Annotated in this window: 23 protein-coding genes; 13 read left to right on the top strand and 10 right to left on the bottom strand. The window is 64.1% G+C overall.

Features of this window, described 5'->3' with window-relative positions:
* Nucleotides 1-4 precede the first annotated feature (4 nt).
* Nucleotides 5-385, bottom strand: a complete 381-nt coding sequence (locus IG197_RS15415; protein ID WP_192313084.1) for a hypothetical protein — start codon at nucleotides 383-385, stop codon at nucleotides 5-7.
* 187 nt (nucleotides 386-572) lie between these two features.
* On the opposite strand from IG197_RS15415, the gene IG197_RS15410 reads away from it, so the two are divergent.
* The gene (locus IG197_RS15410) at nucleotides 573-1,517 is read left to right on the top strand and encodes a thioesterase family protein (RefSeq protein WP_192313082.1); all 945 of its coding nucleotides are present in this window, start codon (nucleotides 573-575) and stop codon (nucleotides 1,515-1,517) included.
* A 97-nt stretch (nucleotides 1,518-1,614) separates the two neighbouring features.
* Here IG197_RS15410 and IG197_RS15405 read toward each other — a convergent pair whose 3' ends face one another.
* Nucleotides 1,615-3,129: an aldehyde dehydrogenase family protein gene (locus tag IG197_RS15405; RefSeq protein WP_192313080.1), complete on the bottom strand. Its 1,515-nt coding sequence runs from the start codon at nucleotides 3,127-3,129 to the stop codon at nucleotides 1,615-1,617.
* A gap of 558 nt (nucleotides 3,130-3,687) precedes the next feature.
* Between IG197_RS15405 and IG197_RS15400 the strand changes: the two genes are divergently transcribed.
* Complete coding sequence (locus IG197_RS15400; RefSeq protein ID WP_067956017.1) at nucleotides 3,688-4,326, top strand: protein-L-isoaspartate(D-aspartate) O-methyltransferase; 639 nt, start codon at nucleotides 3,688-3,690, stop codon at nucleotides 4,324-4,326.
* Between the two features lie 4 nt (nucleotides 4,327-4,330).
* On the opposite strand, the gene IG197_RS15395 is transcribed toward IG197_RS15400, so the two are convergent.
* The 4 genes from IG197_RS15395 to IG197_RS15380 all read right to left on the bottom strand — a co-directional run bounded on the left by IG197_RS15395 (nucleotide 4,331) and on the right by IG197_RS15380 (nucleotide 9,457).
* On the bottom strand, nucleotides 4,331-4,906 hold the full coding sequence (locus IG197_RS15395; protein WP_067956015.1) for a GNAT family N-acetyltransferase: 576 nt from the start codon (nucleotides 4,904-4,906) through the stop codon (nucleotides 4,331-4,333).
* 101 nt (nucleotides 4,907-5,007) lie between these two features.
* Nucleotides 5,008-5,787, bottom strand: coding sequence for a Bax inhibitor-1/YccA family protein (locus IG197_RS15390; protein WP_154386301.1), 780 nt, complete (start codon nucleotides 5,785-5,787; stop codon nucleotides 5,008-5,010).
* Between the two features lie 195 nt (nucleotides 5,788-5,982).
* The gene (locus tag IG197_RS15385) at nucleotides 5,983-8,526 is read right to left on the bottom strand and encodes an ABC transporter permease (RefSeq protein WP_192313077.1); all 2,544 of its coding nucleotides are present in this window, start codon (nucleotides 8,524-8,526) and stop codon (nucleotides 5,983-5,985) included.
* A 223-nt stretch (nucleotides 8,527-8,749) separates the two neighbouring features.
* Entirely contained in the window at nucleotides 8,750-9,457 is a 708-nt protein-coding gene (locus tag IG197_RS15380) for an ABC transporter ATP-binding protein (RefSeq protein ID WP_182574022.1), read from the bottom strand.
* 64 nt (nucleotides 9,458-9,521) lie between these two features.
* On the opposite strand from IG197_RS15380, the gene IG197_RS15375 reads away from it, so the two are divergent.
* Nucleotides 9,522-10,154: an arylesterase gene (locus IG197_RS15375; RefSeq protein WP_192313074.1), complete on the top strand. Its 633-nt coding sequence runs from the start codon at nucleotides 9,522-9,524 to the stop codon at nucleotides 10,152-10,154.
* A gap of 140 nt (nucleotides 10,155-10,294) precedes the next feature.
* Nucleotides 10,295-10,891, top strand: coding sequence for an RNA 2',3'-cyclic phosphodiesterase (gene thpR, locus IG197_RS15370; RefSeq protein WP_067956007.1), 597 nt, complete (start codon nucleotides 10,295-10,297; stop codon nucleotides 10,889-10,891).
* On the opposite strand, the gene IG197_RS15365 is transcribed toward thpR, so the two are convergent.
* The gene (locus tag IG197_RS15365) at nucleotides 10,795-11,313 is read right to left on the bottom strand and encodes a low molecular weight protein-tyrosine-phosphatase (protein WP_067956006.1); all 519 of its coding nucleotides are present in this window, start codon (nucleotides 11,311-11,313) and stop codon (nucleotides 10,795-10,797) included. The two genes, thpR and IG197_RS15365, sit on opposite strands and share 97 nt — an antisense overlap.
* Nucleotides 11,314-11,362: 49 nt before the next feature.
* Between IG197_RS15365 and IG197_RS15360 the strand changes: the two genes are divergently transcribed.
* The 4 genes from IG197_RS15360 to IG197_RS15345 all read left to right on the top strand — a co-directional run bounded on the left by IG197_RS15360 (nucleotide 11,363) and on the right by IG197_RS15345 (nucleotide 13,465).
* Nucleotides 11,363-11,659, top strand: a complete 297-nt coding sequence (locus IG197_RS15360; RefSeq protein WP_067956005.1) for a 4a-hydroxytetrahydrobiopterin dehydratase — start codon at nucleotides 11,363-11,365, stop codon at nucleotides 11,657-11,659.
* Nucleotides 11,660-11,781: 122 nt separating this feature from the next.
* On the top strand, nucleotides 11,782-12,150 hold the full coding sequence (locus IG197_RS15355; RefSeq protein ID WP_192313071.1) for a YkvA family protein: 369 nt from the start codon (nucleotides 11,782-11,784) through the stop codon (nucleotides 12,148-12,150).
* Nucleotides 12,151-12,389: 239 nt separating this feature from the next.
* Entirely contained in the window at nucleotides 12,390-12,893 is a 504-nt protein-coding gene (locus IG197_RS15350) for an invasion associated locus B family protein (protein WP_192313066.1), read from the top strand.
* An 80-nt stretch (nucleotides 12,894-12,973) separates the two neighbouring features.
* Complete coding sequence (locus IG197_RS15345) at nucleotides 12,974-13,465, top strand: GNAT family N-acetyltransferase (protein ID WP_192313062.1); 492 nt, start codon at nucleotides 12,974-12,976, stop codon at nucleotides 13,463-13,465.
* Between the two features lie 12 nt (nucleotides 13,466-13,477).
* Here the strand turns inward: IG197_RS15345 and IG197_RS15340 are convergent, their stop codons facing one another.
* Nucleotides 13,478-13,810, bottom strand: a complete 333-nt coding sequence (locus IG197_RS15340) for a DUF1294 domain-containing protein (protein ID WP_192313059.1) — start codon at nucleotides 13,808-13,810, stop codon at nucleotides 13,478-13,480.
* 144 nt (nucleotides 13,811-13,954) lie between these two features.
* On the opposite strand from IG197_RS15340, the gene rlmN reads away from it, so the two are divergent.
* Nucleotides 13,955-15,190 carry a 23S rRNA (adenine(2503)-C(2))-methyltransferase RlmN gene (rlmN, locus tag IG197_RS15335; RefSeq protein WP_182574027.1) on the top strand — a complete coding sequence of 412 codons (1,236 nt, stop codon included), beginning with the start codon at nucleotides 13,955-13,957 and terminating at the stop codon, nucleotides 15,188-15,190.
* A complete protein-coding gene (locus IG197_RS15330; RefSeq protein ID WP_192313056.1) occupies nucleotides 15,187-15,654 on the top strand; it encodes a hypothetical protein in 468 nt (155 codons plus the stop codon). Before rlmN ends, IG197_RS15330 begins: the two co-directional genes overlap by 4 nt.
* Here IG197_RS15330 and IG197_RS15325 read toward each other — a convergent pair.
* On the bottom strand, nucleotides 15,635-16,276 hold the full coding sequence (locus tag IG197_RS15325; RefSeq protein WP_067955991.1) for a LysE family translocator: 642 nt from the start codon (nucleotides 16,274-16,276) through the stop codon (nucleotides 15,635-15,637). The two genes, IG197_RS15330 and IG197_RS15325, sit on opposite strands and share 20 nt — an antisense overlap.
* Nucleotides 16,277-16,459: 183 nt before the next feature.
* Complete coding sequence (locus IG197_RS15320) at nucleotides 16,460-17,725, bottom strand: Glu/Leu/Phe/Val dehydrogenase (protein ID WP_067955989.1); 1,266 nt, start codon at nucleotides 17,723-17,725, stop codon at nucleotides 16,460-16,462.
* 345 nt (nucleotides 17,726-18,070) lie between these two features.
* Here IG197_RS15320 and IG197_RS15315 point away from each other — a divergent pair, with 345 nt between their 5' ends.
* From IG197_RS15315 to IG197_RS15305, 3 genes are all read left to right on the top strand, one after another.
* Nucleotides 18,071-19,129 carry a dipeptidase gene (locus IG197_RS15315; RefSeq protein WP_192313054.1) on the top strand — a complete coding sequence of 353 codons (1,059 nt, stop codon included), beginning with the start codon at nucleotides 18,071-18,073 and terminating at the stop codon, nucleotides 19,127-19,129.
* 36 nt (nucleotides 19,130-19,165) lie between these two features.
* Nucleotides 19,166-20,803, top strand: coding sequence for an ABC transporter substrate-binding protein (locus tag IG197_RS15310; protein WP_192319784.1), 1,638 nt, complete (start codon nucleotides 19,166-19,168; stop codon nucleotides 20,801-20,803).
* A 105-nt stretch (nucleotides 20,804-20,908) separates the two neighbouring features.
* Nucleotides 20,909-21,976, top strand: coding sequence for an ABC transporter permease (locus IG197_RS15305; RefSeq protein ID WP_192313051.1), 1,068 nt, complete (start codon nucleotides 20,909-20,911; stop codon nucleotides 21,974-21,976).
* The last annotated feature ends 3 nt before the right edge of the window (nucleotides 21,977-21,979 follow it).

Here is a 21,979-nt window from a genome sequence, read left to right as displayed (position 1 = left end):
CGTCTCAGACCAGTGGTGGCGGCGCGCGCGGATTTCCGGGGTCGTGCTCCGGCGCTGTCGCCGCATCGGGTCTGAGCGCCAGGAAGACGGTCTTTGTCTCGATCAGGCGCCCGAGCAGAAGACCAGCGCCATCGGGCGGCATCACCGCGAGCGGCGAGACCATATTGCAGCCAAGCGTGCAACACGCGGTCAAGGCAGGATGTTCGCTCTTGGCCGGTGCGGTGTGGCCGCTTGCCGAGGTGATGCAGAGCGGGTTGCCGAAAATGTCGAGCGGCGGCGTGCCCTGGCCGAGCGCGATGGCACCCGCCACCGTCTGCAGGACGAGCATCAGCGCCGCGACAAGCGCGACCCCGAACCCAAATCCCTTGCGGCGAAATCCGACCAAGCGTCGCGACCTTTTCTTTTCGGGGGCCACTGATAGCATCGATGGCACGAAAGCGAAAATGGACCACGCTGCGACAAATTCTTTGTTCGAGCGAACGCCCGTCTCTCCCGTCGGCCATCGTCGCATCGGACGATGGCCTTCATTGCCATCACCGGTACGACTTGCAGTCGAGCACGGGAGAATACGCATGAAGGCTGGCATATCGGGGTTGCGCGACGTCTGGCGCGGCGGCGTCGCCACCTGGGAATGCGACGAAATGGGCCATATGAACACGCGCTTCTACGTCGCGCGCTGCATGGAGGCCATCACCATGCTGTTCGACCGGACTGGCCTGCCCCGCCTGTTGGCGGTCGGCTCGGAGACGACATTGGCCGTCAGGACCATGCATATCCGCTTCCTGCGCGAGGCGCGGGCCGGAAGCTCGATGCACATCTCGGCCGGGTTCGCCGCCATAGGCAACGGCACGGCCGACATCGTTGCCATGATGTTCGACACAGCCTCGAATGATTGCGCCGCGACCTTTCGCATCCGCCTCCATCATGTCGCATCGACGGACGGCAGCGGGCGGCCATGGCCTGAGACCTTCGCCAATCATATTGCGGCCGAGCTCACCGAGACGCCGAGGCTGGCAATGCCGCGTGGCACAGGCGATCTCCCCACGGTGATATCCGCATCGGGCGCGCGGGCCGAACAACTCGGCCTGCATCGGCTTGGCCAAGGCGCCGTGCCGCATCAGGCCTGTGACCCCTGGGGCAGGATGCTGCCTTACGCCTTCGTCGGCGCCATGGCCGACAGCGTCCGCAACATCATCACGCCGCTGCGCGAGGCCTGCGCCCGCCACAGCGACAGGACTGGACCACATTTCGGTGCCGCAGCACTCGAGTTCCTGATCGGCGTGGACGGCCTGCCCGCAAGCGGCGACTGCTGGGAGGTGCGCTCCGGCCTCGCCCGCATCGACGGGCGGACCATGAACATCGTCAACTGGATGCTCGACCCGTTCTCCGGAAGGCCGTTCGGCTCGATGGAGGTTGTGGCCATCTGCTTCGACCTGGAAACGCGCAAGCTTCTGCCCATCGCGCCGGCAGCACAAGCGGAGTTGGCGGGATGGACAATCCCCGACCTGACACTCTGAACCGCAAGCGGAAACGCCGCCCGCTTCTGCGGACGGCGCTTGAAATCACGTGGCTGCGGCGTGGCCGATGCCAGCGCCGCAACCGGTGTCGGCTTGCTCAGTCGATGTCGAAGCTGACGCCCTGGGCCAGCGGCAGCGCCCTGGAGTAGTTCACCGTGTTGGTGGCGCGGCGCATATAGGCCTTCCAGGCGTCCGAGCCGCTTTCGCGGCCGCCGCCGGTCTCCTTCTCGCCGCCGAACGCGCCGCCGATCTCCGCACCCGAGGTGCCGATGTTGACATTGGCGATGCCGCAGTCCGAACCCTCGACCGAGAGGAAACGTTCGGCTTCCTGCAGGTCGAGCGTGAAGATCGACGACGACAGGCCGGCGCCGACCGCATTGTGCAGGTCGAGCACAGCATCGAAGTCGGAATACTTCATCACATAAAGGATCGGTGCGAAGGTCTCTTCCAGCACCGGACCTGTCTGATCAGGCATCTCGACCAGTGCCGGCTTGACGTAATAGGCGCCGTCATGGCCCTGGTCGACGCGCGCACCACCGGTGATCTCGCCGCCGGCCTCGGCCGCGTGCTTCAGCGCCTTCTGCATGCCGTCGAAGGCGGCCTTGTCGATCAGCGGGCCGACGAGGGCCGAGCTCTCCAGCGGGCTGCCGACCGAGACGCTCTGATAGGCCTTCTTCAGCCGCGGCACGAGCTGGTCGTAGACGCTGTCATGGACGAACAGGCGGCGCATGGTGGTGCAGCGCTGGCCGGCGGTGCCCATGGCGCCGAAGGCGATGGCGCGCAGCGCCATGTCGAGATTGGCCGAAGGGCAGACGATGCCGGCATTGTTGCCGCCGAGCTCGAGGATGGCGCGGGCGAAACGTTTGGCCAGACGCGGGCCGACGTCACGGCCCATGCGGGTCGAGCCGGTGGCCGAGACCAGCGGCACCTTGGGGTGGTCGACAAGCACCTCGCCGATGGCGCGGTCGCCGATCAAAAGCTGCGACAGGCCTGCGGGCGCATCAGCGCCAAAACGTTTTGCCGCACGCTCGAAGATCGCCTGGCAGGCAAGGGCGGTCAGCGGCGTCTTTTCCGACGGCTTCCAGACAACCGAATTGCCGCAGACAAAGGCCAGGGCTGCATTCCACGACCACACCGCAACGGGGAAGTTGAAGGCCGAGATGACGCCTGTGACGCCGAGCGGATGCCAGGTTTCCATCATGCGATGGCCGGGACGCTCGGTGGCAATGGTCAGGCCATAAAGTTGGCGCGACAGGCCGACGGCGAAGTCGCAGATGTCGATCATCTCCTGGACTTCGCCGAGGCCCTCGGAGGCGATCTTTCCCACCTCGATCGAGACCAGGCGGCCGAGATCGGCCTTTGAAGCGCGCAGCTCCTCGCCGAGCAGGCGGACAAGCTCGCCGCGCTTCGGCGCCGGCACGTTGCGCCAGGCCTTGAAGGCGGCATCGGCGCGGGCAATTACGGCTTCCGCCTCGGCTGATGAGATCGACTTGAGCGCGCCGATCTGGTCGCCCGTCACCGGGCTGCGCACGATCAGGTCGCCGCCGGTGAAGGCAGCTGACGCAACGCCAAGCCGCTCCAGAAGAGCGGCGGTTTCGCTGGTCATGTTCATGCTGAATTCCTTTCCTCGTTCCTCACCCGCCCCGGGGCCGTTTGCGCGTGTGTTCGCGTCGTCGGTCGGGGCATTATCGCTTCGTTTCTCGACGGCCTTTGCCGCAAGACGCTTGGCAATGGCTATAGCCTGATCGACCACCTCAGCGCCACATCGGCGATCGCTGTGAGCGTGCTGTCCGGCGAATTGGCCAGACATGATCCACCGCCACGCGGTACGTGCGGCGAAGCTGACATCGATGTGAGGGAGGCTGAAAAAACAACACCCGCCGGGGGAGGAGGTCCGGCGGGTGTCGTATTTGTGGCCAGCGTCTGGGAGGAGGTAGGCGCTGACCTATTCGTCGGAAACCTGGGAGGAGGTAGGCCCGACAAATTCGATGACTGATATCTAGCTCCGCTGCGTATCGATTTAAAGTGTTGATATTGCATAGGAGCTTTGCGTTTTGTGCAATGCAGCAAGAGGCGCCGCGCTGCACCATCTTGCGGACGCTGCGTAAGCAGCCCTGATAGGGGAACCTTGCGCAACCGCGACGGTTAAAGGGGCGACGGCAGGAAGGCCATGGTCGACTATCGGGCAGCGCGCCTCAACATGGTGGAGTACCAGATCGCCCGGCGTGGATTGACCGAGCCGGCGGTGCTGGAGGCCATGGCCGCGGTGCCGCGCGAGAAATTCGTACCCACGGCCCTGCGCGACCGCGCCTACGACGACACCGCCCTGCCCATCGCCCACGACCAGACTATATCGCAACCTTACATCGTCGCGCTGATGGCCTGGGCGGCGGAACTCGAGCGCGGCAACAAGGTTCTGGAGATCGGCACCGGCTCGGGCTATGCGGCGGCCGTCATGGCCAGGCTAGCCGGCCGCGTCGTCACCATCGAGCGCATCGCTTCGCTGGCCGACAGCGCCAGGGCTCGGCTGAACAAGCTCGGCCATGCGAATGTACAAGTCATCGCGGGAGACGGCTCGGCCGGCTGCGAGGCCGAGGCGCCGTTCGACGCCATTCTCTCGGCAGCGGGTTCACGCACCGTGCCGTCGGCGTGGAAGGAACAGCTTGCGATAGGCGGACGGCTGATCATGCCCTTGGGCCCGTTCGGCGACCAGCAATTGGTCAAGATCGTGCGCAACGGCGAGAACGACTATGCGCGGAAGACGCTCGTGGCCGTGCGTTTCGTGCCGCTTCTCGGCGGCACGGGCTGACGGCTCAGCCCTTGCCGCCTTTGGCGACGAAGCGCCGTTCCGGCATCGAGCCCGGATCCGGCGGCAGTGTCGCGCCGCCATTCAGCGCCAGTTGCATGAACACGGTGTCGAGCCAGCGGCCATGCTTGTAGCCGGAGCCTTCCATGCGGCCGGTGTGATGGAAACCGAGCCTTTCATGCAGCTGCACCGAAGCGCTGTCGGCATGGCCGTCGCCGATGACGGCGATGATCTGTCGAAAGCCGAGAACAGTTGATTCGTCGATCAGCGCCTGCATCAGCGCCTTGCCGATGCCGGCGCCCTTGGCTTCCGGCGCAACATAGATCGAATCCTCGACAATGAAGCGATAGGCAGGGCGCGCACGGAACGGGCCGGCATAGGCATAGCCCAGAATGACAGCGTCGCGCTCGGCGACGAGGTAGGGATAACCGGCATCCGTCAGGCTGTTGTAGCGCTCCCCCATCTCGGCGCGCGAGGGCGGATCGAGCTCGTAGCTCGCCGTGCCGTTGAGGACCGCGTCGGCATAGATTTCGGTGATCCGGTCGAGGTCGTCAGGCAGCGCGTGCCGAATCTTCATGCTCATTTTTTAGGCAATCCATTCTTCTGCCTCCATTAGAGCAAAGCTCCGAACAAATGAAAAGGGCGGCCATTGGCCGCCCTTCGAAAGTCTGATGGTCCAGCTGATTATTCGCGGTTGCCCAGGAACGACAGCAGGAACGAGAACAGGTTGATGAAGTCGAGATAGAGCGTGAGCGCGCCCATGATCGCCTTGCGGCCGGAGACGAGCACGTCGTCGCCGTCGAAATACATCTCCTTGATCTTCTGCGTGTCGTAGGCGGTCAGGCCAGCGAACACCAGCACGCCGATCGCCGAGATGGCGAACTGCAGGGCCGGCGACTGCAGGAAGATGTTGACCACCATCGCGATCAGCAGGCCGATCACGCCCATGGTCAGGAACGTGCCCATGGCGGTCAGGTCACGCTTGGTCGTGTAGCCGACAAGCGAGAGCGCACCGAAGGCGGTCGCGGTGATGAAGAAGGTCTGGACGATGCTGGCGCTGGTGTAGACCAGGAAGATTGACGACAGCGACAGGCCCATCAGGCCGGCGAACACCCAGAACGCGGTCTGCGCGCCGGAAACGCTCATCGACTGGATGCGGGCGCTCAGGAAGAACACCATGCCGAGCGGAGCCAGCATGACGACCCACTTCAGCGGCGAACCATAGAGCGCAACGCCGAGGCTGGTCAGCATCTTGCCGTTGCCCATCGTGGCGACGGCGGTGGCCGGATCGTTGGTGGTCGCCAGCGTCATGGTGCCCAGCGCTGCAAGACCGGTGATGACCAGGCCGAGCGCCATAAGGTTGTAAACCTTGAGCATGTAGGCGCGCAGGCCTTCGTCGATCGACGCGTCGGTGCGGCTGCCTGCCGTCGCCATGCGCGTCTGGTAGTTTCTAAAGTCGGACATGGTTTCCTCTGTTGCTTCTGCCCCGTCGGGTGTCAGGCCGAGACCCAGGCGCCGCTGGCGGGACTCCAGCATGCCTCCGCCGAAATATGATGTTTCTTTCAGACCTAAACAAGGCCTGTAACGCCTTGAAACCGGCTGTGAGCGCACAATCTCATACAAATGTCGTTGAAGTCCAGCCCGCGCAACGGCATTTCGTCATTCGCTGCGCAGCACCGGCGCCGCCTTGTGGCCGAGCACCCGCCAGGTGCCGACCAGACCGAAGCCGACGGTCAGCACCAGGGCAAAGACGATCGTCGCAACCGCCACCTCCGGCAGGAAGGACGATGGCAGCGTCATGATTCGCGCGACGACGAACCAGGCCGCGACCCCGCCGGCGGCGAGCGCGAAGATGGCGGTGGCGAGGCCGATCAGCATGTATTCCAGCGAAAACGCCGATATCAACGTCCGCCGCGTCGCACCGAGCGTCTTCAGGATGACCGCGTCATGGACCCGGGCACGGTTGCCGGCGGCAAGTGCGCCGGCCAGCACCAGCACCGAGGCGATCAGCGCCACGCCGGCAGCGGCACGGATCGCAGTACCGAGCTGGGCGACCAGCCGGTTGACGACGTCGAGCGCGTCCTTCACCCGCACGGTGGTGATTGCCGGATAGCTGCGCGTCACCGCGTTCAGGATCTTAGCCTCGTCGGCAGGGACAGCCTTGTCTTCGGTCAGCGTCGCCAGCCAGCTGTGCGGCGCACCGGCGAAGGTGTTGGGTGAAAACACCATGACGAAGTTGATGCCCATCGATTCCCACTGCACTTCGCGGAAATTGGCGATCTTGGCCGTGACGTTGCGGCCCAGCACGTTGACGGTGACCATGTCGCCAATCTTGAGGCCGAGTTCGCCCGCCTCTTGTGCCGAGAATGACACCAGCGGCTCGCCCGAATAGTCGGCCGGCCACCACGTGCCTTGCGACAGCGTCGAATTCTCCGGCAGGTTCTTGGCATAGGTCAGGCCACGGTCGCCGCGCAGCACCCAGGCGCCTTCCGGCGGTACGTTGAGTTTCTGCACGTCGGTGCCGTTGAGCGCCATGACACGGCCGCGCAGCATCGGCACCCGCACCAGCTTGCCGCCGGGCGCCTCTGTCGCAACCAGCCTAGCAAAGTCGTCGACCTGGTCAGGCTGGATGTCGACGAAGAAGAAGTTCGGCGCCCGCTCCGGCAGGCTGCCTGATATCTGGCGGCGCAGATTGCCGTCGATCAGCGCCAGCGTGACGAGAAGCGTCAGCCCGAGGCCGAGCGACAGCACCACGGACGGCGTCAAAGCGCCGGGGCGGTGGATGTTGCCGACGGCGAGCCTGAGCGCGGTCGAGCGCACACGCGGGCTTTTCCGCGCCAGCCACTGCACCGCAACGGCCACGGCGCGCAGCACCAGAAACGAAAAGATCGTCGCGCCGACAAAAATGGTGGCGATGCGGCGGTCGCCGGCGAACCAGATCGCGAGCGCCGCGAGTATAGCGGCGATGCCCAAAGCGGTTGCGATGTAGACCAGCCGCGGCAGGCCCCGACCTTCAAAACCCATCTCGCGGAACAGCGCGGTGGCCGGCACGTCGCGGGCACGGCCGAGCGGCAGGATGGCGAAAGCAAGCGTCACAAGGACGCCGAACAGAGCGGCCATGGCAAGTGCCGCCGGGTAGACGCCGGCTTCGGCCGGTACCGGGATGACCGACTGGAGTGCTGCGCTCGCCGCAAACGGCATCAGCGCGCCGAGCGCCAGGCCGATGGCGATGCCGAGACCTGCAATAAGCAGGATCTGGATGAGATAAACTGTCAGTACGAAGCCGCCCGAGGCGCCCAGGCTCTTGAAGGTGGCAATGACGCCACGCTTGCCGTCGAGATAGGCGCGCACGGCATTCGCTACGCCAACACCGCCAACGACCAGTGAGGTCAAGCCGACCAGCGTCAGGAACTGGGTGAAGCGTTCGATGTTGGCCGACAATGCCGGCGCGGCATTGGTCCTTGTCCGCACGCTCCAGCCAGCCTCGGGGAACTCGGCATTCGCCCGCTCGCGCACATCAGCCACTTCGGCTTCGCTGGTACCGACCGGCATGCGCAGCTTGTAGGCGTGTTCGACGAGACTGCCGGGCTGGATCAGTCCGGAAGTGCTCAACCCTTCCATCGACACCAACAGGCGCGGCGCAAAGCCGAAGCCGTCGGAGACCGCGTCGGGCTCGGTGACCAGCTTTGCCCGGAGTTCGAAGGTCACGCTGCCGAGCTTGATGCGGTCGCCAAGCTTGAGGTTGAGCCGTTCGAACAACAGATCCGGGGCCGCCGCGCCAAAGATGCCCGAGCGCTCGGCAAAGAGTTCGGCGCGGGGCAGCGCCGGCTCCGTCACCAGTTGGCCGTAAAGCGGATAGGCGTCGTCGACCGCCTTGGCTTCGACAAGCGACTGGTCGGAACCGTCTTCCAGCCGTGCCATCGAGCGCATGCCGGCATTGTGCGAGACGGTGCCGAGGCTTTCGAGGAAGGTCTTTTCCTTGTCGGTCGCCTCGCGCTGGATCAGCTGGAAACGGATGTCGCCGCCGAGGAGCGCCTGACCCTCGCTGGCAACGCCGGCGGTAATCGCCCGCGCCACCGAATTGACGCCGCCGATTGCCGCCACGCCGAGCGCGATGCAGATCAGGAAGATCACGAAGCCGCGCAGGCCGCCACGCATTTCGCGCGCGGCAAAGCGGAAGGCGAGAGGCAGGTCCTTCAGCATGGGAGCACCTGCGATCCGGCGGACAACTGCGAGGTTGGCGCTCCACGCCACCCCCCTGTGGCCGGCCGGCCATCTCCCCCGCATGGGGCGAGATTGGTCGCGTCGCCGACGGCGCTCGTCCTGCACCATCTGAGGTTGGCAAAGGCGGTGACGTAGGCTGATCTCCCCCCATACGGGGGAGATGGCCGGCAGGCCCGAGGGGGGTGGGCCGGGATGAGAGACCTCATGCCCGGACTTTCTCGGCCAGAGGCGCAATTGTCGCCGTCTCGATCCGTCCGGAGCGCATCGCCACCTGCCGGTCGCAGCGCGCGGCGAGTGCTGGATCGTGCGTCACCAACACCAGCGTCATGGCGCGTTCGGCGGCCTTGGCGAACAGGAGGTCGGCGATCTGCCGCCCTGTCGCCTGGTCGAGATTGCCTGTCGGCTCGTCGGCGATGAGGATGGCAGGCTCCGGCGCCAGCGCACGCGCAATCGCCACGCGCTGTTGTTCGCCGCCCGAAAGCTCGCCCGGATAGTGCGTGACGCGGTCGGCGAGGCCGACGGCCGCAAGCTCGCGTTCAGCGATGGCAAAGGCGTCGCGCTTGCCGGCCAGTTCGAGCGGCACGGCGACGTTTTCCAGCGCGGTCATGTTGGGGATCAGATGGAACGACTGGAAGACGATGCCGATGTTGCGGCCGCGAAACGCCGCGATCTGGTCCTCGCTGCGGCCGTTGAGCAGCTCGCCGGCGATCTTGACCGTGCCGCCATCGACACGTTCGAGTCCGGCCAGAACCATCAGCAGCGTCGATTTGCCGGAACCGGAAGGGCCGACGATGCCGGTGGCCTCGCCGGCGGCGACATCAAGGCTCACGCCCTTCAGCACATGCACTGAAGAAGCCCCCGTCCCAAGCGTCAACGACACGTCTCTCAGTTCGATGACTGCTTCTGTCACGGCAAATCTGTCCTATATGAAAATCTAAGAGGCGTGAATTTTTCCGTCATATGGGTTTTGAAACATGGCATTGAAACATCTGACCTTCGCATTCCTTGCCGTCTCTCTGGCCTTTTTCACGACCATTGCCCCGGTTTGGGCCGAACCATTCAAGATCGTCGGCTTTGGCGACAGCCTGATGGCCGGATATGGCCTCAATCCCGGCGAGAGCTTTCCCGAAAAGCTCGAAAAGGCGCTACGCAACAATGGTCACGATGTCGTGATTACCAATGCCGGCGTCTCTGGCGACACCACAAGCGGCGGCCTGTCGCGGCTCGACTGGTCCGTCCCCGACGGAACGCAGCTGGTCATACTGGAGCTCGGCGCCAACGACATGCTGCGCGGCATCGACCCGGCGCTCGTCGAGCAGAACCTCGACAAGATGCTTGCCCGGCTCCAGGAGCGAAAGATCGAGGTGCTGCTGGCCGGCATGGTTGCGGCGCCAAATCTCGGTCACGCTTATGGCGAACAATTCGGCACGATCTATCCGAGGCTGGCCGAGAAGTACGGCGTGACGCTCTACCCGTTCTTTCTCGATGGCGTCGCCGGTGATCCGAAACTGCTTTTGGAGGACGGCATGCACCCGACAGCAGAAGGTATCGACCGCATGGTCGCAAAGGCGCTGCCGACTGTCGAAAAGACAATTGCCGGCAAATGAACGTCGTCATGCATCGTTGCAACACATCCGATTTCGTTGCGTTGTCGAAACAGCAGGCGCTGAACAAAGCGCTTGCCCGGCGCAGCGATCGATGATTCGCTGAGCCCTACGAACTGCGATTCGAGGAAGGGAGCCTGGCCATGCCGCGACTTTTCACCGCCCTCGAAATTCCGCGTGATGCCGCCTTATCGCTGTCGCTGCTCAGGGGCGGCCTGTCAGGCGCCCGCTGGATCGATGTCGAAAACTACCACCTCACCTTGCGTTTCTTCGGCGACATCGAAGGCCACGTCGCCGACGAGATCGTCGAAGCACTCGACCGTGTCGACCGTCCGAGCTTCCAGCTCACGCTTTCGGGTGTCGGCGCCTTCGGTCAGAAAAAGCCGCACGCGGTCTGGGCCGGCGTCACACCCTCGCCGGAGATGAACGCGCTGCAGGCCGAAATCGAGCGCATCAGCAAGCGCCTCGGCCTGCCGTCGGATCCGCGCAAGTTCACCCCGCATGTCACGCTGGCGCGGCTCAGGAACACCAGCCCGCTCGATGTCGCACACTATCTGTCAGCGCGCGGCAACTTCGCCACCGTGCCCTTCCGTGTCGGCCGCTTCGTCTTGATGTCGTCGCGCGACTCGGTCGGCGGCGGCCCCTACATCGTCGAGGAAGCCTGGCCGCTGAATGGCGTCGACGCCCGCGCTGCCAGCCGGTCGGCAAGCGCCTCCGAAGCGTCGCGGATCATGCGGTAGACCGCAGCGAAGCCGTCTTCCCCGCCGTAATAGGGATCGGGCACGTCGCGTGGTCCACCCACGGCCTGGCCGATGAAAAGCTCGACACGCTCGGCCAAGCTCGCCGGCGCAAGCGCCCTGAGATCGTCGACATTGGAGCGGTCCATGCCGAGGATCAGGTCGAAGCGCTCGAAATCGCGCGCCACCACCTTGCGGGCCTGCTGGGCGGTGATGTCGATGCCATGCTCGGCCGCAACCGCAATCGACCGCGGATCCGGGGCCGAACCCGCGTGCCAGCCGCCGGTGCCAGCCGAGTCGATTGTGTATTCGCCATCCAGCCCGCGCTCGGTGAGCACGGCCCGAAACACACCTTCGGCAAGGGGCGAACGGCAAATGTTGCCGAGGCAAACGAACAGAATTGATTTTACCGGCTTCTCGCTCATCGATCCCGCGCTATGCTGGTGAACACTTCGCATATCACGGGAGCATGAAATGGCCAGAGAGAAACTTGGACAGCAGGAGCTGAAGGCAGCGCTCGACGCGCTCGGCGGCTGGACACTCGCCGCCGACGGGTTGTCGATGTCGCGCAGCTTCGTGTTCAAGAACTTCAGTGAGGCCTTCGCCTTCATGACCCGCGTCGCCATGGCGGCAGAACAGCTCGACCACCACCCCGACTGGTCGAATGTCTACAAGACGGTCGACGTCACGCTGAACACCCACGACGCCGGCGGGCTGACCGAGCTGGATTTCAAGCTGGCCAAGCGCATGAACGGCTATTTCGGTTCCTGAGGCCGGCATCTTGCAGAGGGGACCGAACCTTCCCACATCTTTGATCGCGCATTGGCACCGAAACCGGAACCGGTTTCCGGCAAGCGTGAGAAGTTAGAGTTCGGGCAAAGGAGATTGTCTGGATGGTGAAGTTTCCCGGCTTTGACAGCTTTCGCGGCGGCGCGAACGGCGCTCCGGCAAGCGAAGCCGAGGTGCGCGAGAAGTTCTGGCGCACCGCCAAGCGCGCCGCCCGCCACGTGCCTTTCATGGAAGAGGTGGTGGCGGCCTATTATTGCGCGCTGGACAAGGACACGCCGCTGCGAGCCAAAGGTATCCTGTTGGCGGCGCTCGGCTATTTCATCCTGCCGGTCGACACCATTCCCGATGTCATACTGGGCCTCGGCTTCACCGACGACATCGCCGTGCTGACCGCTGCGATCACGGCGGTCCGGGCGCACATGACACCAGCCCACCGCCTTGCCGCGAAGGAAGCGCTGTCACAGGACCAGTGACAGCGCTGCCCGCTTGTTTCATCCTGAAACGAAAAGTCAAACTCTTGCCGTTTTCGTGGTTTTCAACCACGTCAGGGACAAGGTGCCCGTCCACGATGGGCAGTTCGGCGGGGTTCCATGCGATGAATGTCCTTTCTGAAAAGCATTCACCCTTTGGTAACCCAGATTAAATCAAAATGAAGCGAACGGGCGGGCGCGCAGTCGGCCTGCCCCGCTCCATTTGAACTACAGGAAAAACGATGCGCGGTTTGATAGCTACAATTTCGGGTCTGGTGCTTGCAGTGTCGGCAATGCCGGCGCTCGCCCAGTCGGCGACCAAGATCGGCCAGCACAACGCCTGGGGCACCTACAGCTACCAGGCGCAGAACGGCAAGGTCTGCTACGTGCTGACGGTGCCGACCGACAAGCAGCCGCCGACGCTCGACCATGGCGACATGTTCTTCTTCGTCAGCCAGCGCCCCGGCCAGAAGGTTTCCTTCGAGCCGCAGTTCATCGCCGGCTACAATTTCCAGGAAAACTCCAAGGTCACCGTCACCATCGGCGACAAGTCGTTCTCGATGTTCACCAAGGGAAAGTCGGCCTGGGTCGAGAACGCAGCCGAGGAACCTGCCCTGATCAGCGCCATGAAGGGCGGCTCGGACATGAAGGTCTCGGCCAAATCAGGCCGTGGCAACCCGACCAATTACGTCTTCTCGCTCAAGGGCATTTCGGCGGCGCTGACGTCGATCACCACCTGCAAATAAGCGCAGACGCAAGACAGGTTTTCGAAAGCCGGGCGGCCCGATCGCCCGGCTTTTTTTGCGACAGGAGCCGGGGTCTGCAGATGCACAGGATCATTGACGGGACCAGTAGCCATCTCGACCAGGCCGCGATCATCTGGGCGCGGGCGACGGCGGTGCGCGACAACGATCCTGATGTGGCGACGCTCGACGAGGCGCGGCCGATCATTTCGCGGGTGCTCGCCAGCTCGGAGCGGGCTCTGCTCGCCATCGCCGAGGCCACCGATGGGACCGCTGTTGCCTTCGGTGCCATTGCGCCGATGCCGGGAGATGGCAACGTGGCGGAACTGCACTATTTCGGCGTCGACCCGAACCATTGGGGCAAGGGCGCGGCAGTCGAATTGCTGGCCGGCATCGCAGCGCTGCTGCGCGAGCGCGGCTTCGATGCGGCCGAACTCGCGGTCTATTCGGACAATGAGCGCGCCGTCCGGCTTTACGAACGTCTCGGCTGGCGACGCCTGGGCGAACCGGTGCCACACCAACGCAGCGGCCGGCCTGAGCAGCGCTACCGGCTGGTGCTCCGCCCAACCGCCTGAAACATCTTCGGCCTAAGACACGGCCGGTCGGCTCAGCGCATCAAGCAACCCCGAGGCCCATTGCGGCGCGATCAGCCAGATCGCCAGTACGGCAATGGCGACCGCATGCACGATGACAATTGTGTAGAGCCGCGATCGGAACGGCTCCTTGCGGGTCTTGTGTCGGAACAGGTGCTGGGCCGACAAGGCACCCAGGCTGCCACCGGCGAAGGCGAGCCAGAGCAGGGTTTTCTCGGGGATGCGCCGGCCGCCGGCGCGGGCCAGATACTTGTCGCGCCAGAAGGCAGCGAACGCCGCAAGATTGACGACGAGCGCCACCAGGACAACGTTAAAGATGTTGCTCATCGGGCCAGCATCCCAGCCATTGCCTAACAGACTGCAAAGCTGCGGCACAAATGCATGGCCGCCAAAACGTGACGCAGCGCCAGACCTGTGATATGTCGCGCCAAAATCCTACATTTGCCGATATCTACAGCTAGCTGAGCCCGAATGACCCTTTCGCTCGACCTTACCACCGATGCTACCCGTGACGCGTTGCGCGCCCGTGCGGCCGCGCCCGTCAAGGGCGAGCTGATCGGCCTCACCCGCGAGGAGCTTGCCGAAGCGCTCGTTACGTCAGGCGTCGTCCCCGAACGCCAGGCCAAGATGCGTGTCCAGCAGCTCTGGCACTGGCTTTATGTCCGCGGCGTCTCCGACTTCGCCGACATGTTCAACATCTCCAAGGACCTGCGCGCCGAGCTCGCCAAGCACTTCACAATCGCGCGGCCGGAGATCGTCGAGGAGCAGATTTCCTCGGACGGCACGCGCAAGTGGCTGTTCCGTTTCCCGCCGCGAGGCGCCGGTCGCCCGGTTGAAATCGAGACCGTCTACATCCCCGAGGAAGGCCGCGGCACGCTGTGCATCTCGTCGCAGGTCGGCTGCACGCTGACCTGCTCGTTCTGCCACACCGGAACCCAGAAGCTGGTGCGCAACCTGACGGCGGAAGAGATCCTGGCGCAGCTGATGACGGCACGCGATCGGCTCGGCGATTTCCCCGACCGCGACACGCCCGCCGGCGCCATTGTTCCGGCCGAGGGCCGCAAGGTCTCCAACATCGTCATGATGGGCATGGGCGAGCCGCTGTACAATTTCGAGGCGGTCAAGAAGGCGCTGCTGATTGCCTCCGATGGCGACGGGCTGGCGCTGTCCAAGCGCCGCATCACGCTGTCGACCTCGGGTGTCGTGCCGGAAATCTTCCGCACCGGCGAGGAAATCGGCGTCATGCTGGCGATCTCGCTGCACGCCACCAATGACGACCTGCGCGACCTGCTGGTGCCGATCAACAAGAAGTACCCGCTCAAGGATCTGGTCGACGCCTGCCGCAACTATCCCGGCCTGTCGAACGCCCGCCGCATCACCTTCGAATATGTGATGCTGAAGGACGTCAACGACAGCCTCGAAGATGCCAAGGCGCTGGTCAAGCTGCTCAAGGGCGTGCCGGCCAAGATCAATCTGATCCCGTTCAATCCATGGCCCGGCACCAACTATCAGTGCTCGGACTGGGAAACGATCGAGAAGTTCGCCGACTACATCAACAATGCCGGCTATGCCTCGCCGATCCGCACCCCGCGCGGCCGTGACATCCTCGCCGCCTGCGGCCAGCTCAAGTCGGAATCCGAGCGCATGAAGAAGAGCGAGCGCCTGGCGCTCGAGGCGATGATGATCGCGGGACACGGCGAGGCGTGAGCCGCGTCCTCGTCTATCTCGGCAAATTCGCCCACATGGTGCTGGGCTATGCCGCGGCGTCCATTGCCGCCAGCGCCTTCCTCAACGTTGTGTTCCTTGGCGTTGCGGGCCTGATAGCCACCGACATACCGCCCGAGGTAGCCAGCGGCTCGATGGTCTTCACCATTCCGTTCATCGCGCTGTTCGTCGCCTATTTCGGCTTCGTGCCGGCAGTCGTCGTCATGCTGCTCGCCGAATTGCTCGGCAAGCGCGACTGGCTGTTCTACGCCCTTGCCGGCGGCTTCGTGGCGCTGGTCTTCATAGGCGTCGCCTACCAGAGCGACGACGGCGGCTTCGCCTATCGCGATCCGCTCTGGCCGGTGTCGATCATCGGCAGCGGTTTGGTCGGCGGCATCGCCTACTGGTTCGTCACCGGCCGCTTCGCCGGCGCGCTCAGGAATACCCCTACTTCGCCTGCGCCGTGAGGATCTTCAGCGCGAAGGCCGAGAACACCCCTGCAAACAGATAGTCGACGATGCGCGTCACGCGCGGACTCTTCTTGAGCAGCCCGGCGAATTTGTCGGCGGCAATCACCATCGGCGCCGTCACCGGCAGCGACAGGACGATGAACATCGCACCGAGGAAGAACAGCTTGCCCGGCGCGTTGGTGTCGTGGGCCGAAACGAACTGCGGCAGGAACGTCATGAAGAACAGGATGATCTTCGGGTTGAGCAGATTGATGCCGAGGCCGGTGGCCCAGTTCTGGAACACAGAGCGCGGCGCACGCTTGGTGGTGTCGGGCGAAAACGCCGAACCCTTGGTGATCGCCTGGAAGGCGAGCCAGACCAGGTAGCCGGCACCGACGACCTTGAGCGCCATGAAGGCTTGCGGCGAAGCGACGATCAGGGCCGAGAGGCCAAGCGCCACCAGCGTGGTGTGGATGACGATGCCGGTCATCGCGCCTGCCATGCAGGCAAAGCCGGCCTTGCGGCCTTCCGACAACGCGCGGCCGACGAACAGGGTCATGTCGGGTCCGGGCGTGATCGCGATGATGAAGGTTGCGATCGCGAACTGGATGATGGTCGACCAATCGGGAATGAAGGACATAATCGGGCCGCCGGGTCTGCCTGGAAGGCAAGGGTTGTGGGGATTTTCCGGCAATAGCCCTAATCGCACCAATTCGGCGCTTCAACCGGAAAATAGCAGGCCAGAGCCGGGCACCGGCCTGACAAATGAAGATGAAAGACGGACCGCCGGGCCGAATGGCCCGGCGCTACACCCCGGCGTGGCTCAGCTGTCGAAGTAGCTCTGCGTGCCGTGCGCCTCGATCGCCTCAGCGAGACGGCCGAGCGCATGCACATAAGCGGCTGTCCGCACCGAGATCTCCTTCTTGCTGGCGACGTCCCAGATGGCGCGGCCCTCGCGTTCCATGATGGCGCGCAGCCGGTCGTGAATCTCCTCGATCTGCCAGTAGAAGCCCTGGCGGTTCTGCACCCATTCGAAATAGGAGACGGTGACGCCGCCGGCGTTCGCCAGGATGTCGGGCAGCACGACGATGCCCTTCTTTTCCAGGATGGCGTCGGCTTCCGAGGTCACCGGACCGTTGGCGAGCTCGAGCACGATGCGCGCCTTGACGCTGTCGGCGTTGTCGACGCGGATCATGTTTTCCAGCGCCGACGGCACCAGGATATCGCAGTCGACGCCGACGAGCGCGTCGCCGGCAAGCAGCTCATGACCGTGTTGACCGGCGGTCGAGGTCACCGAACGGGCGCTGTTCTTGGCCGCAAACAGGCGGTCGAGGTCGAGGCCGTCGGATGCATGCACGGCACCTTCCGAATCCGACACGGCAATGATCTTGTGGCCGTCCGAGGCAAGCAGGCGGGCGATATGCTGGCCAGCATTGCCAAAGCCTTGCACGGCAATGCGCAGGCTGCCCTTGAGCCCGAGTTCGTCGGCGAGGTGCCGCACGAGATAGAAGCCGCCTCGCGCGGTGGCGTCGCCGCGGCCGAGCGAGCCGCCCAGCGCCAGCGGCTTGCCGGTGATGACGGCGGGCGAAGCCTGACCGACGATCTGGGCGTACTCGTCGGCCATCCAGCCCATGATCATCGAGTTGGTGTAGACGTCTGGTGCCGGGATGTCGCGGTCGGGCCCGATGATGCGGGCGAAGGCCTGCATGTAGGCACGCGACAGGCGCTCCAACTCGGCTTTGGACAGCTTGCGCGGGTCGACCTGCACAGCACCCTTGCCGCCGCCATAGGGCAGGTTCATCACGGCGCATTTGAAGGTCATCCAGAACGCCAGCATCTCGACCTCGTCGGCGGTCGATTCCGGATGGAAACGGATGCCGCCCTTGGTCGGGCCACGGGTGTCGTCATAACGGCAGCGCCACGAGAGGAACGATTTTCGCGAGCCGTCGTCCATGCGGATCATCAGCCGTGCCTTGGTCGTCTCGCGGGCGAACTTCAGTTTCTCGATCACGTCGGCGTCGACGTTCAGGTGTTTTGCCGCCTCGTCGAGGCGCACGAGTGCATGATCAAGAAGACTGCCTTCTGTCATAATGAATATGTCCTGTGATTGGATTGGCAATGTGATGCACGGCTCATCGACCGCACCCGACCCGCCTGCACAAAAATGCGCCAGCGCACAACGTCCAGCCAGAGCCAATCACTGCCGCTGCGTCAGCCCCGGCGGCAGCCGAGGGCGGTCAACCCCTCATATCGAGCCTGTTTGAGGACCGTGGCGGCCGATTCAGGCGCGAGTGGTCCAGGCATGGCTTAGTGTTGGTCCTGGATAGGGCTTCCCCAGCGGAACCGCGGCTTCGACCCATCGGGCGCCCGTTGGCACATGTTGACTCCCCCCGCCCGGCATCCTTCAACTGCCTTCCACTTACAGGAGTGGGTAATGCAGGCAGTATTCGACGGTCACAACGACGTCCTTTTCCGGTTGTGGCAGAACGCCGCCAAGGGCGCCGATCCGGTGGCCGAGTTCATCGAGGGCACCCGCCAGGGCCACATCGACATGCCGCGCGCCGCAAAGGGCGGCCTCGCCGGCGGCCTCTGCGCCATTTACATCACCTCGGCCAGCATGCCCGACGAGCAGCGCGACGAAAACGGCCACTACGCCATTCCGCTGTGCAAGCCGCTCGAACGCGCGCCGTCGCTCGACATCGCCCTCGACATGGCGTCGATCGCGTTCCGCGTCGAGCGCGCCGGCGGCTGGAAGATCTGCCGCGACGCAAACGATATCGAGGCCGCCGAGGCCGAAGGCAAGTTTGCCGCCGTCCTGCACATGGAAGGCTGCGAGGCGATCGACGCCGATCTCGCCGCACTCGACGTGTTCTATGCCGCCGGCCTGCGCTCGCTCGGCCCTGTCTGGAGCCGCAACACCGTCTTCGGCCATGGCGTGCCCTTCGCCTTCCCGTCGAGCCCCGACACCGGCCCCGGCCTGACCGACGCCGGCAAGCGGCTGGTCAAGGAATGCAACCGCATCGGCGTCGCCATCGACCTTGCCCACATCACCGAGAAAGGCTTCTGGGACGTCGCCAGGCTTTCTGAGAAGCCGCTGATCGTCAGCCACTCCAACGTTCATGCGATTACGCCGATCAGCCGCAACCTGACCGACAAGCAGCTTGCAGCGGTGCGTGAGAGCAACGGCCTTGTCGGCCTGAACTTCGCCGTCACCATGCTGCGCGAAGACGGGCTGAAGAGCGTCGACACGCCGCTATCGGACATGATTCGCCATATCGACTATCTCGTCGAACATGTCGGCATCGATGGCGTGGCGCTGGGTTCGGACTTCGACGGCGCCACCGTGCCGGCCGAGATCGGCGATGCCGCCGGCCTGCAGAACCTCGTTGCCGCCCTCAGCGGCGCGGGCTACGGTGACGACGATCTGGCGAAAATCTGCCGCGACAACTGGCTGAGGGTCTTGCGCTCGGCCTGGCACGAAACGGCAGCCTAACAACAAATAATCGTCAACTTGGGGAACTGAAAAATGATGCTTGGTAAAATGAACGGACACTTCCGTCTGATGCTTGCCGGCGCCGCTCTGTCGGCGATGGTCTTCGCGGCGCCGGCACTTGCGGCGACGCCGGCCGACACGCTGGTCCAGGCATGGGCCATCGACGACACCATCACGCTTGACCCGGCAGAGTCCTTCGAGCTCAGCCCGGCCGAATTCCTCGGCAACGCCTATGACATGCTTGTACGTCTCGACATCAACGACACCACCAAGGTGCGTCCCGGCGTCGCCGAAAGCTGGACCGTCTCCGACGACGGCCTGACCTACACCTTCAAGCTCAAGTCGGGCCTGAAGTTCGCATCGGGCAATCCGATCACCGCCAAGGACGTCGCCTGGTCGTTCGAGCGCGTGGTCAAGCTCGACAAGAGCCCGGCCTTCATCCTCACCCAGTTCGGCTTGACCAAGGACAACGTCACCGAGAAGGCCAAGGCCGCCGATGACAGTACCTTCGTCTTCACCGTCGACAAGTCCTATGCGCCGTCCTTCGTGCTCAACTGCCTGACCGCCACGGTCGGTGCCGTGATGGACAGCAAGCTGGTGCTCGAGCATGTCGCTCCAGTTACACCGACCGACGAGTACAAGTTCGACAACGACTTCGGCAATGGCTGGCTGAAGACCGGCTACGCCGGCTCGGGTCCGTTCAAGATCCGCGACTGGCGCGCCAACGAGATCCTCGTGCTCGAACGCAACGACAACTATTATGGCGACAAGCCGGCGCTTGCCCGCGTCATCTACCGCCACGTCAAGGAAAGCGCCACCCAGCGCCTGATGCTCGAAGCCGGTGACATCGACGTCGCCCGCAACCTCGAGCCAGGCGACCTGGAAGCCATTTCGAAGAACGCCGAGCTGACTACCACGAGCGCGCCGAAGGGCACCGTCTACTACATCAGCCTCAACCAGAAAAACCCGAACCTGGCCAAGCCTGAAGTACGCCAGGCGCTCAAATATCTGGTCGACTATGATGCCATCGGCTCGACGCTGATCAAGGGCATCGGCGAAATCCGCCAGACCTACCAGGCCAAGGGCGTGCTCGGCGCACTCGATTCCAACCCGTTCACCTTCGACGTCGCCAAGGCCAAGGAACTGCTGGAAAAGGCAGGCCTGAAGGACGGCTTCTCGGTGACCATGGACGTGCGCAACACCCAGCCGGTGACGGGCATTGCCGAATCCTTCCAGCAGACGGTCGGCCAGGCCGGCGTGAAGGTCGAGATCATCCCCGGCGACGGCAAGCAGACCCTGACCAAGTACCGTGCCCGCAACCACGACATGTATATCGGCCAGTGGGGCATGGATTACTGGGATCCGAACTCCAACGCCGAGACCTTCACCTCCAACCCGAACAATGCCGACGACGGCACGGTGAAGACCCTGGCCTGGCGCAATGCATGGGATGTGCCGGAGCTGACCGAAAAGACCAAGGCAGCCTTGCTGGAACGCGACAACGACAAGCGTGCGACGATGTACAAGGAACTGCAGCAGGCAGCCCTCGACACCAGCCCGTTCGTGCTGATCTTCCAGCAGACCGAGGTCGCCGGCCTGCGCGGCAACGTCAAGAACTACAAGCTTGGACCGAACTTCGATTCGAACTTCGTCGCCCCCGTGACCAAGGAATGATCCTTTACGGCGCCGCGCGTTCTCCGGAACGCGCAAAGCGACGCTGTAGCCATTCGAGTCTGCGCATGACATCCGCAAGGGGCCGTGCGCAAAAGGATCGGACCATTGAGCACTGCTGATACACAAACGCCCGCGAGGCGCGCCAACAGGCGCGCCTCCACCATTCTCAAGGCGGTCGCCAGTTTCGCGGTGATCGTGGGGACCACCTATCTCGGCCTTCTGGCTGTCACCTTCTTCATCGGCCGGGTCGTGCCGATCGACCCCGTGCTCGCCATCGTCGGCGACCGGGCGCCGGCTCACGTCGTCGAGCGGACGCGCGAGCAGATGGGCTTCAACCTGCCCTATTACCAGCAATTCTATCTCTATGTGAAAGGCGTGCTGTCGGGCGATTTCGGCACCTCGGTGCTCACCACAAATCCCGTCATGGCCGACATCCGCCGCGTCTTTCCGGCAACGATGGAACTCGCCTCCGTCGGCACCATCATCGGCGCAGCCCTTGGCATCCCACTTGGCGTGCTCGCCGCCGTCAAGCGTGGCAGCCTCGCCGACCAGATCGTGCGCATCATCGGCCTGATCGGCTATTCGGTGCCGATCTTCTGGCTCGGTCTTTTGGCGCTTCTGGTGTTCTATGCCCGCCTCGGCTGGACCGCCGGCCCCGGCCGCATCGATGTGGTGTTCGAATACACCTTCACGCCGATCACCGGCTTCTACCTGCTCGACGCGGTCCTCAATCGCGACTGGGCCGCCTTCAAGGACATCTTCGCCCACATCATCCTGCCAGCGTCGTTGCTCGGCTATTTCTCGCTCGCCTATATCAGCCGCATGACGCGCTCCTTCATGCTGAACGAGCTGAGCCAGGAATACATCGTCGCCGCCCGCGCCAAGGGCCTGTCGGAAACCCGCATCATCTGGGGCCACGCACTGCGCAACGCCGCCGTGCCGCTGGTCACCGTCATTGCCCTTTCTTATGCCGGCCTGCTCGAAGGCTCGGTCCTGACCGAAACCGTCTTCGCCTGGCCCGGCCTCGGCCTCTACATCACCAACTCGCTGCAGAACGCCGACATGAACGCGGTGCTGGGCGGCACGATCGTCATCGGTTCGGTGTTCATCGCGCTCAACCTGCTCTCCGACCTGCTTTATCGTCTGCTCGACCCAAGGACGCGCATCCGATGAGCG

The organism is Aminobacter sp. SR38, assembly GCF_014843375.1.
GTDB lineage: Bacteria > Pseudomonadota > Alphaproteobacteria > Rhizobiales > Rhizobiaceae > Aminobacter > Aminobacter ciceronei.
The sequence above is the reverse complement of the archived record's forward strand: the minus strand, read 5'-3'. Positions and strand labels throughout refer to the sequence as shown.

What these genes read in the sequence shown, in the direction of transcription:
- IG197_RS15410 (WP_192313082.1), top strand. Translation starts at nt 573, where the DNA reads ATGAAGGCTGGCATATCGGGGTTGCGCGACGTCTGGCGCGGCGGCGTC.
- IG197_RS15405 (WP_192313080.1), bottom strand. Translation starts at nt 3,129, where the DNA reads ATGAACATGACCAGCGAAACCGCCGCTCTTCTGGAGCGGCTTGGCGTT.
- IG197_RS15400 (WP_067956017.1), top strand. Translation starts at nt 3,688, where the DNA reads ATGGTCGACTATCGGGCAGCGCGCCTCAACATGGTGGAGTACCAGATC.
- IG197_RS15395 (WP_067956015.1), bottom strand. Translation starts at nt 4,906, where the DNA reads ATGAGCATGAAGATTCGGCACGCGCTGCCTGACGACCTCGACCGGATC.
- IG197_RS15390 (WP_154386301.1), bottom strand. Translation starts at nt 5,787, where the DNA reads ATGTCCGACTTTAGAAACTACCAGACGCGCATGGCGACGGCAGGCAGC.
- IG197_RS15385 (WP_192313077.1), bottom strand. Translation starts at nt 8,526, where the DNA reads ATGCTGAAGGACCTGCCTCTCGCCTTCCGCTTTGCCGCGCGCGAAATG.
- IG197_RS15375 (WP_192313074.1), top strand. Translation starts at nt 9,522, where the DNA reads ATGGCATTGAAACATCTGACCTTCGCATTCCTTGCCGTCTCTCTGGCC.
- thpR (WP_067956007.1), top strand. Translation starts at nt 10,295, where the DNA reads ATGCCGCGACTTTTCACCGCCCTCGAAATTCCGCGTGATGCCGCCTTA.
- IG197_RS15365 (WP_067956006.1), bottom strand. Translation starts at nt 11,313, where the DNA reads ATGAGCGAGAAGCCGGTAAAATCAATTCTGTTCGTTTGCCTCGGCAAC.
- IG197_RS15360 (WP_067956005.1), top strand. Translation starts at nt 11,363, where the DNA reads ATGGCCAGAGAGAAACTTGGACAGCAGGAGCTGAAGGCAGCGCTCGAC.
- IG197_RS15355 (WP_192313071.1), top strand. Translation starts at nt 11,782, where the DNA reads ATGGTGAAGTTTCCCGGCTTTGACAGCTTTCGCGGCGGCGCGAACGGC.
- IG197_RS15350 (WP_192313066.1), top strand. Translation starts at nt 12,390, where the DNA reads ATGCGCGGTTTGATAGCTACAATTTCGGGTCTGGTGCTTGCAGTGTCG.
- IG197_RS15345 (WP_192313062.1), top strand. Translation starts at nt 12,974, where the DNA reads ATGCACAGGATCATTGACGGGACCAGTAGCCATCTCGACCAGGCCGCG.
- IG197_RS15340 (WP_192313059.1), bottom strand. Translation starts at nt 13,810, where the DNA reads ATGAGCAACATCTTTAACGTTGTCCTGGTGGCGCTCGTCGTCAATCTT.
- rlmN (WP_182574027.1), top strand. Translation starts at nt 13,955, where the DNA reads ATGACCCTTTCGCTCGACCTTACCACCGATGCTACCCGTGACGCGTTG.
- IG197_RS15325 (WP_067955991.1), bottom strand. Translation starts at nt 16,276, where the DNA reads ATGTCCTTCATTCCCGATTGGTCGACCATCATCCAGTTCGCGATCGCA.
- IG197_RS15320 (WP_067955989.1), bottom strand. Translation starts at nt 17,725, where the DNA reads ATGACAGAAGGCAGTCTTCTTGATCATGCACTCGTGCGCCTCGACGAG.
- IG197_RS15315 (WP_192313054.1), top strand. Translation starts at nt 18,071, where the DNA reads ATGCAGGCAGTATTCGACGGTCACAACGACGTCCTTTTCCGGTTGTGG.
- IG197_RS15310 (WP_192319784.1), top strand. Translation starts at nt 19,166, where the DNA reads ATGCTTGGTAAAATGAACGGACACTTCCGTCTGATGCTTGCCGGCGCC.